Genomic DNA, 13651 nt, shown 5'->3' with positions numbered 1-13651 from the left:
GTTCGCACATGACCGAACATACGCCCAATTCCGCGTTTCACGCCTCAAGCTTTATGCAGGGGCACAATGCCGAGTATCTGGAGCAGCTCTACGCCCAGTACACCAAGAACCCCGGAGCGGTCGATGCCGCCTGGGCCGAGTTCTTCAAGGCCATGGGTGACGCCACACCGGACGTTCAGCGCGAGGCCGAGGGACCGTCCTGGGCACGCACCGACTGGCCCCCGATGCCGACGGATGATCTGACCGGCGCGCTGACCGGTGAATGGGCCGAGATCGACGCCAAGGCGGCGGGCAAGAAGATCAAGGACAAGGCGGCGGACAAGGGCGTTCAGGTCAGCGATGACCAGATCAAGCGCGCGGTGCTGGACAGCCTGCGCGCGCTGATGCTGATCCGGGCCTACCGGATTCGGGGCCATCTGGCCGCCAATCTGGACCCGCTGGGGATGCGCGCGGCCAGCAACCATCCTGAGCTGGACCCCAAGACCTATGGCTTTACCGAAGCCGACATGGACCGTCCGATCTTTATCGACAACGTGCTGGGCCTGCAGATGGCCTCGATGCGCCAGATCGTCGAGATCGTGAAACGGACCTATTGCGGCACTTTCGCGCTGCAATACATGCACATCTCGAATCCCGAACAGGCCGCCTGGCTGAAGGAGAGGATCGAAGGCTATGGCAAGGAAATCCAGTTCACAAAGGAAGGCCGCAAGGCGATCCTGAACAAGATGGTCGAGGCCGAAGGCTTCGAGAAATTCCTGCACGTCAAATACATGGGCACCAAGCGCTTCGGTCTGGACGGTGGTGAGGCGCTGATCCCCGCGATGGAGCAGATCATCAAGCGCGGCGGTGCATTGGGGATCAAGGACATCGTCATCGGGATGCCGCACCGGGGCCGTTTGAACATCCTCGCCAATGTGATGAGCAAGCCCTACCGCGCGATCTTCAACGAATTCCAGGGCGGCAGCTTCAAGCCCGAAGACGTGGATGGTTCGGGCGACGTGAAATACCACCTCGGCGCCTCCAGCGACCGGGAATTCGATGGCAACTCCGTACACCTGTCGCTGACCGCCAACCCCTCGCACCTTGAGGCGGTGAACCCGGTGGTCCTGGGTAAGGTCCGCGCCAAGCAGGATCAGTTGAACGACACCGACCGCACCGCAGTGATGGGCATCCTGCTGCACGGTGATGCGGCCTTTGCCGGTCAGGGTGTTGTGGCCGAGGGCTTTGGCCTGTCCGGCCTGCGCGGGCACAAGACCGGCGGAACGATGCATATCGTGGTGAACAACCAGATCGGCTTTACGACTGCGCCGCACTTCTCGCGCTCCAGCCCGTATCCAACGGATATCGCGCTGATGGTCGAGGCTCCGATCTTCCACGTGAACGGCGACGACCCCGAGGCCGTGGTGCACGCCGCCAAGGTGGCGACCGAGTTCCGTCAGAAGTTCCACAAGGACGTGGTCATCGACATCTTCTGCTATCGCCGGTTTGGTCACAACGAGGGCGACGAGCCCATGTTCACCAACCCGATCATGTACAAGAAGATCAAGACGCATAAGACCACCCTGTCGCTGTATACCGAACGTCTGGTCAAAGACGGCCTGATCCCCGAGGGTGAGATCGAGGACATGAAGGCCGCCTTCCAGGCGCATCTGAACGATGAGTTTGATGCCGGCAAGGACTATAAGCCCAACAAGGCCGACTGGCTGGACGGGCGCTGGTCGCATCTGGACAAGAACAAAGAGGAATACGTGCGCGGCGAAACCGCGATCACGCCGAAAACCCTGGCCGAGATCGGCAAGGCGCTGACACACGCCCCCGAGGATGTCGCCCTGCACAAGACCGTTGGCCGTCTTCTGGACCACAAGAAACAGATGTTCGACAACGGCAAGGGCTTTGACTGGGCCACGGGTGAGGCGCTGGCCTTTGGCTCGTTGCTGACCGAAGGGTTCCCGGTGCGCCTGTCCGGACAGGACGCGACACGCGGCACGTTCAGCCAGCGCCACTCGGGCTTTGTCCATCAGGAAAGCGAAGAGCGGTATTATCCGCTGAACAACATCCGCGCAGGCCAGTCGAAATACGAAGTGATCGACTCGATGCTGTCGGAATATGCGGTGCTGGGTTTCGAATATGGCTATTCGCTGGCCGAACCGAACGCGTTGACTCTGTGGGAGGCCCAGTTCGGCGACTTCGCCAACGGTGCGCAGATCATGTTCGACCAGTTCATCAGCTCGGGCGAAAGCAAATGGCTGCGGATGTCCGGTCTGGTCTGCCTGTTGCCGCACGGGTTCGAAGGGCAAGGCCCCGAGCACAGCTCGGCACGTCTGGAACGGTTCCTGCAGATGTGCGGTCAGGACAACTGGATCGTGGCGAACTGTACGACGCCTGCGAACTATTTCCACATCCTGCGCCGTCAGCTGCACCGCACTTTCCGCAAGCCGCTGATCCTGGTGACGCCGAAATCGCTGCTGCGCCACAAGCTGGCCGTCAGCACGGCGGATCAGTTCACCACCGGCTCCAGCTTTCACCGGGTGCTGTGGGATGATGCGCAACAGGGCAATTCCGAGACCAAGCTGGTCAAGGACGACAAGATCAAACGTGTCGTGATGTGTTCCGGCAAGGTCTACTATGACCTGCTGGAAGAGCGTGACGCCCGCGGCATCGACGATGTCTACCTGATGCGGATCGAACAGTATTACCCGTTCCCGGCGCACTCGCTGATCAATGAGCTTGAGCGCTTTAAAGGGGCCGAGATCGTCTGGTGTCAGGAAGAACCCAAGAACCAGGGCGCCTGGACCTTTATCGAGCCCAATATCGAATGGGTTCTGACCCGCATCAAAGCCAAACATACCCGGCCCCGCTATGTCGGTCGCGCCACATCGGCCTCGCCCGCGACGGGTCTGGCCAGCCAACACAAAGCCCAACAAGAAGCGCTGGTGAACGAAGCGCTGAGCATTGAAGGAAAGTAATGATGTCCATTGAAGTTCGTGTTCCCACGCTGGGCGAATCCGTCACCGAAGCCACGGTTGCGACCTGGTTCAAGAAACCCGGTGATGCCGTGGCCGTGGATGAGATGCTGTGTGAGCTTGAAACCGACAAGGTGACCGTCGAGGTTCCCTCGCCCGCTGCGGGCGTGATGGGCGAGATCGTGGCTGCCGAAGGTGAAACAGTCGGCGTCGATGCGCTGCTGGCAACCATTGCCGCAGGCGAAGGCGCTGCCCCTGCCGCTGCGGCCCCCGCAGCCAAGGCCGCCCCGGCCGCAGGCGCAGGCAGCGTCGACGTGATGGTGCCGACCTTGGGCGAGTCGGTCACCGAAGCGACCGTGGCCACCTGGTTCAAACAGGTTGGCGATGCCGTCGCACAGGACGAAATGCTGTGTGAACTGGAAACCGACAAGGTCTCGGTCGAGGTTCCCGCCCCGGCCTCTGGCGTTCTGGCGGAAATCGTGGCGCCCGAGGGCACCACCGTGGATGCTTCGGCCAAGCTGGCGGTGATCTCGGGTGCGGGTGCCGTAGCCGCTCCTGCCGCGGCACCGGCAGCCGCCGCCGCACCGGCGGCAGCCACCGGCAAGGACGTGGCCAATGCGCCCTCTGCCGAAAAAGCCATGGCCGAGGCCGGTCTGTCCGCAGGTCAGGTCACAGGCACCGGTCGCGATGGCCGCATCATGAAAGACGACGTGGCCCGCGCCGTGGCAACCGCTGCCGCCCCGGCCCCGGCCGCGGCTCCGGCCCCTGCATCTGCACCGCGTGCGCCTGTCGCAGCCGATGATGCGGCGCGTGAGGAACGGGTCAAGATGACCCGCCTACGCCAGACCATCGCCAAGCGCCTGAAAGACAGCCAGAACACCGCCGCCATGCTGACCACCTATAACGAGGTGGACATGACCGAGGTGATGGCCCTGCGCAACCAGTACAAGGACCAGTTCGAGAAGAAGCACGGCGTGCGTCTGGGCTTTATGTCCTTCTTCACCAAGGCCTGTTGCCACGCGCTGAAGGAAGTGCCCGAGGTGAACGCCGAGATCGACGGCACCGACATCGTCTACAAGAACTTCGTCCACATGGGCGTTGCTGCCGGTACGCCCACCGGCCTCGTGGTTCCCGTGATCCGCGACGCGGATAGCATGTCCTTCGCCGCGATCGAGAAAGCCATCGCCGAGAAGGGCAAGCGCGCCCGCGAAGGCAAGCTGTCCATGGCCGAGATGCAGGGCGGCACCTTCACCATCTCGAACGGTGGTGTTTACGGTTCGCTGATGTCGTCGCCGATCCTGAACCCCCCGCAGTCGGGTATTCTGGGGATGCACAAGATTCAGGACCGTCCGATGGCGATCAACGGTCAGGTTGTGATCCGTCCGATGATGTATCTGGCACTGTCCTATGACCACCGGATCGTTGATGGCAAAGGTGCGGTGACCTTCCTTGTTCGTGTGAAAGAGGCGCTGGAAGATCCGCGCCGCCTGTTGATGGATCTGTAATCATGGCGACTCATGTTCTCTGGCAGGCCGATGTGGCCGATTTCGACGCCTGGTTGAAAGTGTTCCGCGAGGATAAGCCGATGCGCAAGTCCGCGGGCATCCGCGACCTGCATGTCTGGCGCGATCCGGACCAGCGCGACCACGCCATCGCCATGTTCGAGGTCACGAACCTGGACAAGGCGCGGGCCTTTTTCGGCTCGGAAGAGCTGGCGATGCACCACGAACGCGGCGGCATTGCACATATCACGATCAAGCTGCTGGAACCGGTTTGAAGAACGCACCGCATGATCCGGTCACACCGGATCATGCAGCCACCGGTCCATCCGGTCGACTTAGGAGAGTATAATGGCAAACTATGACGTCATCGTAATCGGCGCCGGCCCCGGCGGCTATGTCTGCGCCATCCGCTGCGCCCAGCTGGGCCTGAAAACCGCCGTTGTCGAAGGGCGTGAAACCCTGGGCGGCACCTGTCTGAACGTGGGCTGTATCCCGTCCAAGGCTCTGCTGCACGCCAGCCATCAACTGCATGAGGCCGAGCACAACTTTGCCAAGATGGGCCTGAAGGGCAAAAGCCCCTCGGTCGACTGGAAACAGATGCAGGCCTACAAGGAAGAAACCATCGAGGGCAACACCAAGGGCATCGAGTTCCTGTTCAAGAAGAACAAGATCGACTGGCTCAAAGGGTGGGGCTCGATCCCTGCGGCCGGTCAGGTGAAAGTTGGGGATGAGGTCCACTCGGCCAAGAACATCATCATCGCGTCCGGGTCAGAAGCGGCCTCGCTGCCGGGTGTAGAGGTGGACGAGAAGGTCGTCGTGACCTCGACCGGAGCGCTGTCTCTGGGCAAGATTCCGAAGAAGATGGTCGTCATCGGCGCTGGCGTGATCGGTCTGGAACTGGGCTCGGTCTATCAGCGTCTGGGGGCCGAGGTCACCGTGATCGAATTCCTCGACGTGATCACCCCGGGCATGGACCCCGAGGTGCAGAAGACCTTCCAACGCATCCTGAAAAAGCAGGGCCTGAAGTTCGTCATGGGTGCGGCGGTGCAAAAGACCGAGGCCACCAAGACCAAGGCCAAGGTCACCTACAAGCTGCGCAAGGATGACAGCGAGCATGTGATCGACGCCGACACGGTTCTGGTCGCCACCGGCCGCAAGCCGTTCTCGGACGGGCTGGGGCTTGAGGCCTTGGGCGTTGAGATGACCCAGCGTGGTCAGATCAAGGTGGGCGCCGACTGGCAGACCAACGTGCCGGGCATCTATGCCATCGGTGACGTCACCGAAGGCCCGATGCTGGCGCACAAGGCCGAAGACGAAGGCATGGCCGCCGCCGAGCAGGTCGCGGGCAAGCATGGCCACGTGAACTATGGCGTCATCCCGGGCGTGATCTACACCTGGCCCGAAGTGGCAAACGTGGGCGAAACCGAAGAGACGCTCAAGGCCGCAGGTCGCGCCTATAAGGTCGGCAAGTTCATGTTCATGGGCAATGGCCGCGCCAAGGCGAACTTTGCTGCCGACGGCTTCGTCAAGATTCTGGCCGACAAGGAAACCGACCGCATTCTGGGCTGCCACATCATCGGCCCGGCAGCCGGTGACCTGATCCACGAGGTCTGTGTGGCCATGGAATTCGGTGCCTCGGCCGAGGATCTGGCCCTGACCTGCCACGCCCACCCGACCTATTCGGAAGCGGTGCGCGAGGCTGCGCTGGCCTGTGGCGACGGTCCTATCCACAGCTGATCCTGCTGCAAAAGAAAACCAGAGAGGCGGGCTCAGCAGCCCGCCTTTTTTCTGCCGTTGCATCGTCTTAGTTTTGTTACCGTAAAAGTTGATCAATCAACCGTGATTGCCGGGCCTGAATCGGCACAGACGATTGAAACGTAACATTTATTGAGGCTGAAATGCGGTTTGCACTTCTCTGCGCGGCAGCGCTGTTATTCACCATGTTCTCAGGTCAGGACGCCCAGGCAGGCCGCGCTGGCGGCGTCTGGGGCACGGCCGAACAGATGAGTCTCGTCGCTGAGACCGATGTCACTGACAATTCCGGTCAAACACTGGCCTTGTGCCATTTGACCAAGAAAACTCACATCATGTTCGCCGGTGTGTGGCGCAGTTCGATCGGCTATGTCATGGCCCCGAACAAATGCGACAGCGACAGCTATTACTCGGTGAACGCCGAACAGTTGACGTTGGGCAAAGTTGTTGGGACCTACCCTGCGGACCTGCCCGATCAACCCTCGATGTCAATCGCCGACATGATCTCGGGTTTTTGGGGTTTGGCCGTCGTTGCGGTGTTTCTGATCGTTGCCGGATTGAAATCTGCTGTTCAAGCCAAACGCACGGCGCAGCGGCATGCACAGATGGGCGATGTCCATCCGGCGGCCCTGCGGGCGATGGACGCGATGTGCCACGCAGCAAAGGCGGATGGCAGTCTGGACCCGTCAGAGGTCACAATGATGGCCGATATCGCCAAGCAGATGACCGGCGAGACCTTTGACGAGGCCCGCATCCGCCGCATGTTCGACATGGCCGAGGCCAAACCGACCGAAGCTCAGTTCGCGGCCTTTGGCACCGGGTTGACCTCGGATCAGAAACGCATGGTGCTGCAGGCCACGCTGATGATCGCAGCCGCAGACGGCAATATGGATGATGATGAGGCCCTTTTCGCCCAGAAACTGGCGCGCGGACTGGGGATCAATGTTGACGAGTTCATGACGATGTTTCAGGCCATGAACGCCAAGCCGGCCTGATTTACCACATGGTCTTTGCGGCGCGCGGGCCCCATTCGGCATCATAACGCGCGCCGCCTTCTTCCCCTTCGCTCACCTCGGCCAGAATCTCGCCCACGCTGGGAAGATCGGCGCTTTCATCACCCGCACTCCATGTCCGCGCCCGCATCATCGCGCGGGCGCATTGGGTGTAGATCTCAGAGATTTCGATGATCGCAACGGTGGCGGGCAGTTTGCCGTTCTTCTCGAACCGGGCGCGCAGATCGGCATCCGCCGTCAGCCGCGCCAGTCCGTTTATACGCACGACGTTGTTGGACCCGGGCACCAGAAACATCAGCGCCACACGCGGGTCCCGCACGATATTGCGCAGGGAATCCAGACGGTTGTTGCCGCGCCAATCCGGCAGGGCCAGCGTATTGGGATCAAGCTCCAGCACCACTGGGCCGTCATCCCCGCGCGGACTGCCATCGGCGCCTTCGGGGCCGACCGTACTGAGGATGCACAGGCGCGAGGCCATGATCCACTTGCAGTAGAGCGGTGTCAGGCTGTGTGCCACCTTGCGCAACGAGGGTGCTGCGGGTGTGCCATACAGCCCTTCGAGCGTATCGATATCTTTAATGAACTCCATCCGGGTCAAACCCCACTTCTTTCATCAATGCGTCGGACCGTGTCTCGATCACGTCTTCCAGCCGTTGCAGGAAATCCTTGCGGTCAACGCCCGGTTCGATCGGATCGAGAAAATCGACAATCGCCAGCCCCGGTTTGCGCAGAACGCCCGTGCGCGGCCAGAAAACACCGGCATTGGTCGCAACCGGCACGCAGGGAAACCCGAGGCCTTCGTACAGAACCGCCGTACCCACCTTGTAGGGTTTGTGCATTCCCGGCGCGACGCGGGTGCCCTGCGGGTAAATCACCAACTGGCCGGGCTCGGCGAATTCCTTCGAGACGTCCTTGACCATCTTGGCCACCGCCACACCCTTCTTGCCGCGATCGACCGGGATACAGCCAAGACGCCTTGCATACATGCCGATGATCGGCGTCCAGAGCAGTTCCTTTTTCATGATGAACTTGCCGTGCGGCACCGCGTCGAAAATCATGATGATGTCGAGAAAGGACTGATGCTTGGCCCCGACCACGACCTCACCCGTGGGCACGGCCCCGCGGACCTCGGTGCGGATGCCGACCAGCCAGCGGGCCAGCCACATGGTTGTGCGGGCATAGGTCTTGCAGGCTTGTCGCGCGCCGCGCTTGGTAAACAGTGCATAAGGGGCGAACACAATACCCAGGATCAGCATCCAGGCATAGATCAGGGTCATGAAGATCAGCGAACGGACCCATTGAAACGCAGTGGCCATCACGAAAGCTCCTTCAATTTGCGGCTGGCGGCGGTCCATGTGGCCAGAAAGGCGACAGCGGCCCCCAGCACGGGGATCAGCGCGGGCAACAGCCAGCCTGCACCCTGAAAGCCCAGACCGGTCAGAAAACCGCCCTCGTCCGAGGCTTCGGGCAACAGCAATACTCCGGTCATTCCCAGCAGGACGCCCACAACCGCACCAAAAAACGCGCGATAGGTAAAGCGGCGGACAAAGGCACGGGCGATAAAGCGGTCGCGGGCACCCACAAGGCGCAGCACTTCGATAATCTGCGCATTGGCCGCCAGCGAGGCATTGGCGGCCAAGGTGATCATCGCCGCCGTAGCGCCACCGATCAGCAGGATCGAGACCCAGCCCAGCCGTCGCAGCGACATCGCTGCATCCACCAACGGCTCGCGCCAGCGGGTATGGTCATCCAGCACCGCGCCCGGCACCTCGGCCCCGAGCCGCAGGCGCAGGCCGGTCGCGTCCAGACCGGGCTCACCTTCGATAATCTCGATCAGTTGCGGAATGGGCAGCGTGTCCAGCGGCAGGTCAGGGCCGAACCACGGCGACAGCAGCGCGGCCTGTTCCTCGGTCGTCAGCGCCCGGGCCGAAGCGACGCCGGGAGTCTGGCTCAGCACGGTCAGGGCAGCTTCGGTCTGGGCCGCCAGTTGGTCGGCGGGAGCGTTGATGCGCAGGGTGGCGGCCCCGGCCAGTTCACTCGCCCAGCGATCGGCCAACCGCCCCGAGGCCAGCGACAGGGCCAGCGCAAACACCGCCAGAAAGGCCATCGCGCCTGATACGAACAGGGTCAGATGCGCGGTATAGCCGGTGGGAGGCACGACCCGGTCGGCGCGCGCATCCCGTTGCAACAGGTTCCGGATCATCCCCTTGCTCATAGATCCGCCCCCGCAAGCTGCACCTGACGCTGCGAGATCCGCAACACGCGCGCCTGCACCTGGCTTTTGGCGGCGCGGATCAGGCTCAGGTCATGGGTGGCGATCAGCACGGTCTTGCCCATCCTGTTCAACTCGACCAGCAGGCGCAGCAGGCGTTGCGACATTTCCCAGTCGACGTTGCCGGTGGGTTCATCCGCCAGCACCACATCGGGCGACAGGATCACCGCACGGGCCAGCGCGGCGCGCTGACGTTCCCCTCCGGACAGTTCCGGCGGATGCGCGTCCAGCCGGGCACCCAGACCGACCCAAGACAGCAATTCGCTCAGGTCCTCTCGCTTTGCGGTCTCGGCCTGCCCGGAGACCATCAGCGGCAGAGCCACATTCTCGGCCACCGTCATGTGATCCAGAAACCGGCAATCCTGATGCACGACGCCGATCCGGCGGCGCAGCAGGGCCATATCATCCCGGTCCAGCCCGGCGACGTCCTGCTCAAACGCGTTGAGCCGCCCGGATGTGGGCAGCAGCGCGCCATAGCACAGCTTGAGCAAGGTGGTCTTTCCGGCGCCTGACGGGCCGGTCAGAAAGTGAAACGACCCCGGCTGCAGCTGCAGGGACACGTCGCTCAGCAGTTCGCCTCCACCATAGGTGTAGCTGACATTTTCCAGCTCGATCACAGGGGCCCCCGTCTTAGTTGCCGCCCTTCTTGCCCGAGCGCGGTGGTGGTTTCAATGCCTGCACCGGGTCGAATTGGTGACACTTGCGCCGTGAAACCGAAAACACCCTTTGCGGTCGTGTATTAACGGAATAACATCCCTGAAAAAACTATTATCAGGTCGAAGTTCCGACCAGGAGGCAGCATGCGTCTTACGTGCCCGAATTGCAGCGCCCAGTACGAGGTGCCAGACGAGGTCATTCCCGAAGAAGGCCGCGATGTTCAGTGTTCGAATTGCGAGAACACGTGGTTTCAGGCCAAGCACCCGGAACAGCCCGCCCCCGCAGCGGCCGAACCTGTCGTCGAGGACACGACTGCTGAGGCCGAGCCCGCTGAGGCCGCGGCGGAACCCGCCACCGAAGTGAAAGTTGACCCCCAGCCTGAGCCCACACCGGAGCCCGAGGCTGTACCCGAACCCGAAGCCGCGCCGGAACCTGAAAAACCTGCGGCGACCGGGAATGTCGACCCGGCGGTTGCCAGTATCCTCAAGGAAGAGGCCGCCCGCGAGGCTGATCTGCGCGCTCAGGAAGGCGGCGGCCTTGAAACCCAGCCCGATCTGGCGCTGGATACCCCGCCCGAGCCTGAGCCCGACCCGGAGCGCGCCATCAAAGAACTGACGGCCACCGAGACCGCCGAAGATGCGGGGCAGAAGGATGTGCTGCCGGATGTCGAGGCGATCAATTCCAGCCTGCGCAGCGATGATGCCCCAGCGGCAGAGGACGCCGCTCCGCACAAATCCGGCGGGTTCCTGCGTGGTTTTGCGGCGATCCTGATTGTCGGGATTGTGCTGATGCTGATCTATGGCAATGCGCAGAAAATCAGCCAGGCTGTTCCGCAGGCCGATCCGATCCTGGAAACCTATGTGACGATGGTGGATCAGGCACGTCTCTGGCTCGAGGTGCAGACCTCGGGCACAGCCCAGAACTGATCCGGTTGCGGGGCGGCGCTAGAACCGCTCCAACAGCCGCTTGAGGTACTCCAACTCGATCTGAGGGCGATCCGTCTCGCCGGTGCGGCGGCGGATTTCGTCAAGCAATTCGCGGGCACGACGATAGACGTCTTCGCCCTGCAGCATATTGTCATCGGTCGAGATCGACCCGTTGGTGCCCGGATTGCGGCCCAGCGGATCGCGGTTATTGGCCTGCATGTCGCCGTCCTGCGTGCCCTGGCCGGGCTGGTTCTGCTGGTTCTGGGCCAATGCCTCGCCCAGTGACCGCATCCCTTCGCGCAGGGCTTCCATCGCCTCGGACTGACGGTCGATGGCCTCGGCCAGATCGTCACTGCGCAGGGCCTCTTCAGCGTCGTCCATGGCACGGCCTGCACGGCCCAGCGCATCGCGCGCCGCTTCGCCTTCCGGCGTTCCCGCGCCGGGCAGGCTTTGCTGCTGACGGCCCAACTCGTTCCGCAGGTCCTGCTGACGGTCCGCCAACGATCCCTGACCCTGCTCACTGCCGCCCTGTTGATCCGAACCGCGACCACCCTGGCCTTCATGGCTCTGGCCTCGGCCCTGACCGCCGCTGCGGCCCTCGTTGCCTTCGCTTTCGCCAGCCTGCGCGCCGGGGTTGAACTGCTCCTGCAGATCGCGGAAGGCCTGATCACTGAGCCCTTGCTGTTCCCGCAGCGTTTCGGCCAATCCTTCCATCGCTTGCTGGCCTTCGGATTGCTGGCCCTGACCCTGACCCTGAGTGACGCGCATGTTCTCCATCATCTGCTGGAACTCTTCCAGCGCCTGCTGCGCCTCGGCCATACGGCCCTGTTCCATCAGTTCCTGAATGCGGTCCATCATCCGTTGCAGGTCGTCCTGCGTCATCTGCAGGGTTTCGCCGTTCTGGCCTTGCTGGTTCTCTTCGAACTCACCGTTTTCCTGCGCCAGACGCTGCAGCTGGCGCATATAGTCCTCCGTCGCCTCGCGCAGTTCCTGCATCAGCTCGGCAATCTCCTCATCCGAGGCGCCGTTCTTCATTGCCTCCGACAGGCGTTCCTGCGCCCGGCGCATCCGTTCCAGCGCATCGGCCAGCGTGCCTTCTTCGATGATGACCGCCAGATCCCACAAAGCCTGCGCGATCTCTTCCTGCTGCTTGGGCTTCAGGTCGTATTTGGTGAACGCCTCAAGCCGGCGCAGGGTGACGCGCAGGCGCAGATAGGCGGTGTCCGAACGGAAGAACCCCTCGGGCAAATGCGAGACCGCACGCAGCAATTGGGCAACCCGCGGCGCGTTGTCCCGCGACCACAGCAGGTCGCGGCGCTGCTCGATTACCGCTGCAGCCAGCGGATCAAAGAACCGCCGCGCGGGCAGTTTGGTCATATAAGGTTCGGACTGGCTTTCCTGATCCGCCGCATCCCGTGCCGTCAGGGTGATTGTCACCGGCAGATGCGCCCAGGGATGCTGCGAGAAGTCCTCGATCAGATCCTCGGTGAAATCGGCCCGATCACCGGTGATCGGCATCGGCAGTTCCACCTCAATCGCCTCGCGCGCCTCGGGGGCGACGGTCAGACCATAGCGGCGTTCCACCGCATCAAGGTCCAGCTTGATCGTGGCGCTGCCGGATACCACGCCATAGTCGTCACTGGCGGCAAAGGGCAGCTTCATCTGCCCGCCCGCCTCGGCCTCGGCCACATCCGCGACACCGATGATGGGCGCGGTATCCTGAACCACATCCAGCGCCCAGTCGCGCCCGGACGGGCCAGCGATCCTGAGGTGGCCGGACCGTTCGACCACAAAGTCCTGTTCCGGCTCGGTCGCGTCCTGAGTGCCCAGAGGCGTGGCTGTTTCCGTCAAACTATGGGCGCCGACCTCTCCGTAGAAGCGCAGTGTAATCCGGCTGCCCTGCGGGATCGACAGCGTCGGGTCGTCCTGATCCGCCAAGTAGAGCGTCGGCAGGCCGGTATAGCGCGGCGGCTCAACCCAACCCTCCCAACTTGGTCCCTGGCCTGCGATGGCCGCGCCCGGAGTCATCTCGGCCACCGAGCCGATGCGCCAGAACGAGCCGAACAAGCCCGCAATCACCAGCGCCAGCAGGGCAGAGTATCGCAATGCGTAGGGGTCGCGGTCAGCCAGCCGCAAATCCGGTTTGACCGGATCGGCCTGCGCCGCCCGCTGCGCCATCCGTTTCTGGTGCGCGTGCCACAGGGCAACCGAATCCGCATCCATCGCGCCAATGGCCTGATCGTCCATCAGCGCCTGAATCGGGCGGCCGGGCAGTGACGCATCCAGCCGCATCAGCGCTTCGGTCCGTGATGGCACATGGAATCGCCGCACACCCAGGATCAGCGCCGCAAGCAGCCCCAAAAGGGCCAGCGCGCCCGCGGTCCAGACCAGTTCCACCGGAACATGATCCTGCAGCCCCAGCATCAAAGCGGCCAGAATCGCCATGGAGCCCGAGAAAAACGGCCAGAAGGCGCGCAAAACCTGCTCGGCCAGCATCCCTGCGTGCGTCAGCCACATGGACGGTCTTGGGATCGGTAGGTTCGATCTTGCGGTCAAGGCGGGCCTC

At 62.7% G+C, this 13651-nt stretch carries 11 protein-coding genes; 6 read left to right on the top strand and 5 right to left on the bottom strand.

What is annotated here, in order from left to right; translation table 11 throughout:
- Positions 1-8: 8 nt before the first annotated feature.
- The 5 genes from ACR0DO_RS13500 (at position 9) to ACR0DO_RS13480 (ending at position 7212) form a co-directional block, all read left to right on the top strand.
- A complete protein-coding gene (locus ACR0DO_RS13500; RefSeq protein WP_480559450.1) occupies positions 9-2966 on the top strand; it encodes a 2-oxoglutarate dehydrogenase E1 component in 2958 nt (985 codons plus the stop codon).
- A 2-nt stretch (positions 2967-2968) separates the two neighbouring features.
- A complete protein-coding gene (gene odhB, locus ACR0DO_RS13495) occupies positions 2969-4468 on the top strand; it encodes a 2-oxoglutarate dehydrogenase complex dihydrolipoyllysine-residue succinyltransferase (protein WP_480559448.1) in 1500 nt (499 codons plus the stop codon).
- 2 nt (positions 4469-4470) lie between these two features.
- Positions 4471-4740 (top strand): hypothetical protein, encoded by a 270-nt coding sequence (locus ACR0DO_RS13490; RefSeq protein ID WP_480559446.1) that lies wholly within the window; start codon positions 4471-4473, stop codon positions 4738-4740.
- Between the two features lie 73 nt (positions 4741-4813).
- Complete coding sequence (gene lpdA / locus ACR0DO_RS13485; protein WP_480559444.1) at positions 4814-6202, top strand: dihydrolipoyl dehydrogenase; 1389 nt, start codon at positions 4814-4816, stop codon at positions 6200-6202.
- A gap of 161 nt (positions 6203-6363) precedes the next feature.
- Complete coding sequence (locus ACR0DO_RS13480) at positions 6364-7212, top strand: TerB family tellurite resistance protein (protein ID WP_480559442.1); 849 nt, start codon at positions 6364-6366, stop codon at positions 7210-7212.
- 1 nt (position 7213) lies between these two features.
- Here the strand turns inward: ACR0DO_RS13480 and ACR0DO_RS13475 are convergent, their stop codons facing one another.
- From ACR0DO_RS13475 to ACR0DO_RS13460, 4 genes are read right to left on the bottom strand one after another with little or no spacing between them, the layout of a single operon-like run.
- Positions 7214-7819, bottom strand: a complete 606-nt coding sequence (locus ACR0DO_RS13475; protein ID WP_480559440.1) for a pyridoxamine 5'-phosphate oxidase family protein — start codon at positions 7817-7819, stop codon at positions 7214-7216.
- Entirely contained in the window at positions 7806-8546 is a 741-nt protein-coding gene (locus tag ACR0DO_RS13470; RefSeq protein ID WP_480559438.1) for a lysophospholipid acyltransferase family protein, read from the bottom strand. The genes ACR0DO_RS13475 and ACR0DO_RS13470 overlap by 14 nt, the downstream gene beginning before the upstream one ends.
- Positions 8546-9445, bottom strand: a complete 900-nt coding sequence (locus tag ACR0DO_RS13465) for an FtsX-like permease family protein (RefSeq protein WP_170446220.1) — start codon at positions 9443-9445, stop codon at positions 8546-8548. Before ACR0DO_RS13465 ends, ACR0DO_RS13470 begins: the two co-directional genes overlap by 1 nt.
- Positions 9442-10119, bottom strand: coding sequence for a cell division ATP-binding protein FtsE (locus ACR0DO_RS13460; protein ID WP_480559436.1), 678 nt, complete (start codon positions 10117-10119; stop codon positions 9442-9444). The genes ACR0DO_RS13465 and ACR0DO_RS13460 overlap by 4 nt, the downstream gene beginning before the upstream one ends.
- A gap of 183 nt (positions 10120-10302) precedes the next feature.
- Here ACR0DO_RS13460 and ACR0DO_RS13455 point away from each other — a divergent pair, with 183 nt between their 5' ends.
- Entirely contained in the window at positions 10303-11085 is a 783-nt protein-coding gene (locus ACR0DO_RS13455; RefSeq protein ID WP_480559434.1) for a zinc-ribbon domain-containing protein, read from the top strand.
- 18 nt (positions 11086-11103) lie between these two features.
- On the opposite strand, the gene ACR0DO_RS13450 is transcribed toward ACR0DO_RS13455, so the two are convergent.
- On the bottom strand, positions 11104-13602 hold the full coding sequence (locus ACR0DO_RS13450) for a TIGR02302 family protein (protein WP_480559432.1): 2499 nt from the start codon (positions 13600-13602) through the stop codon (positions 11104-11106).
- Positions 13603-13651: the final 49 nt, after the last annotated feature.

Source organism: Ruegeria sp. AM9 (assembly GCF_056540565.1).
This window is presented reverse-complemented; position numbering and strand designations above follow the sequence as displayed.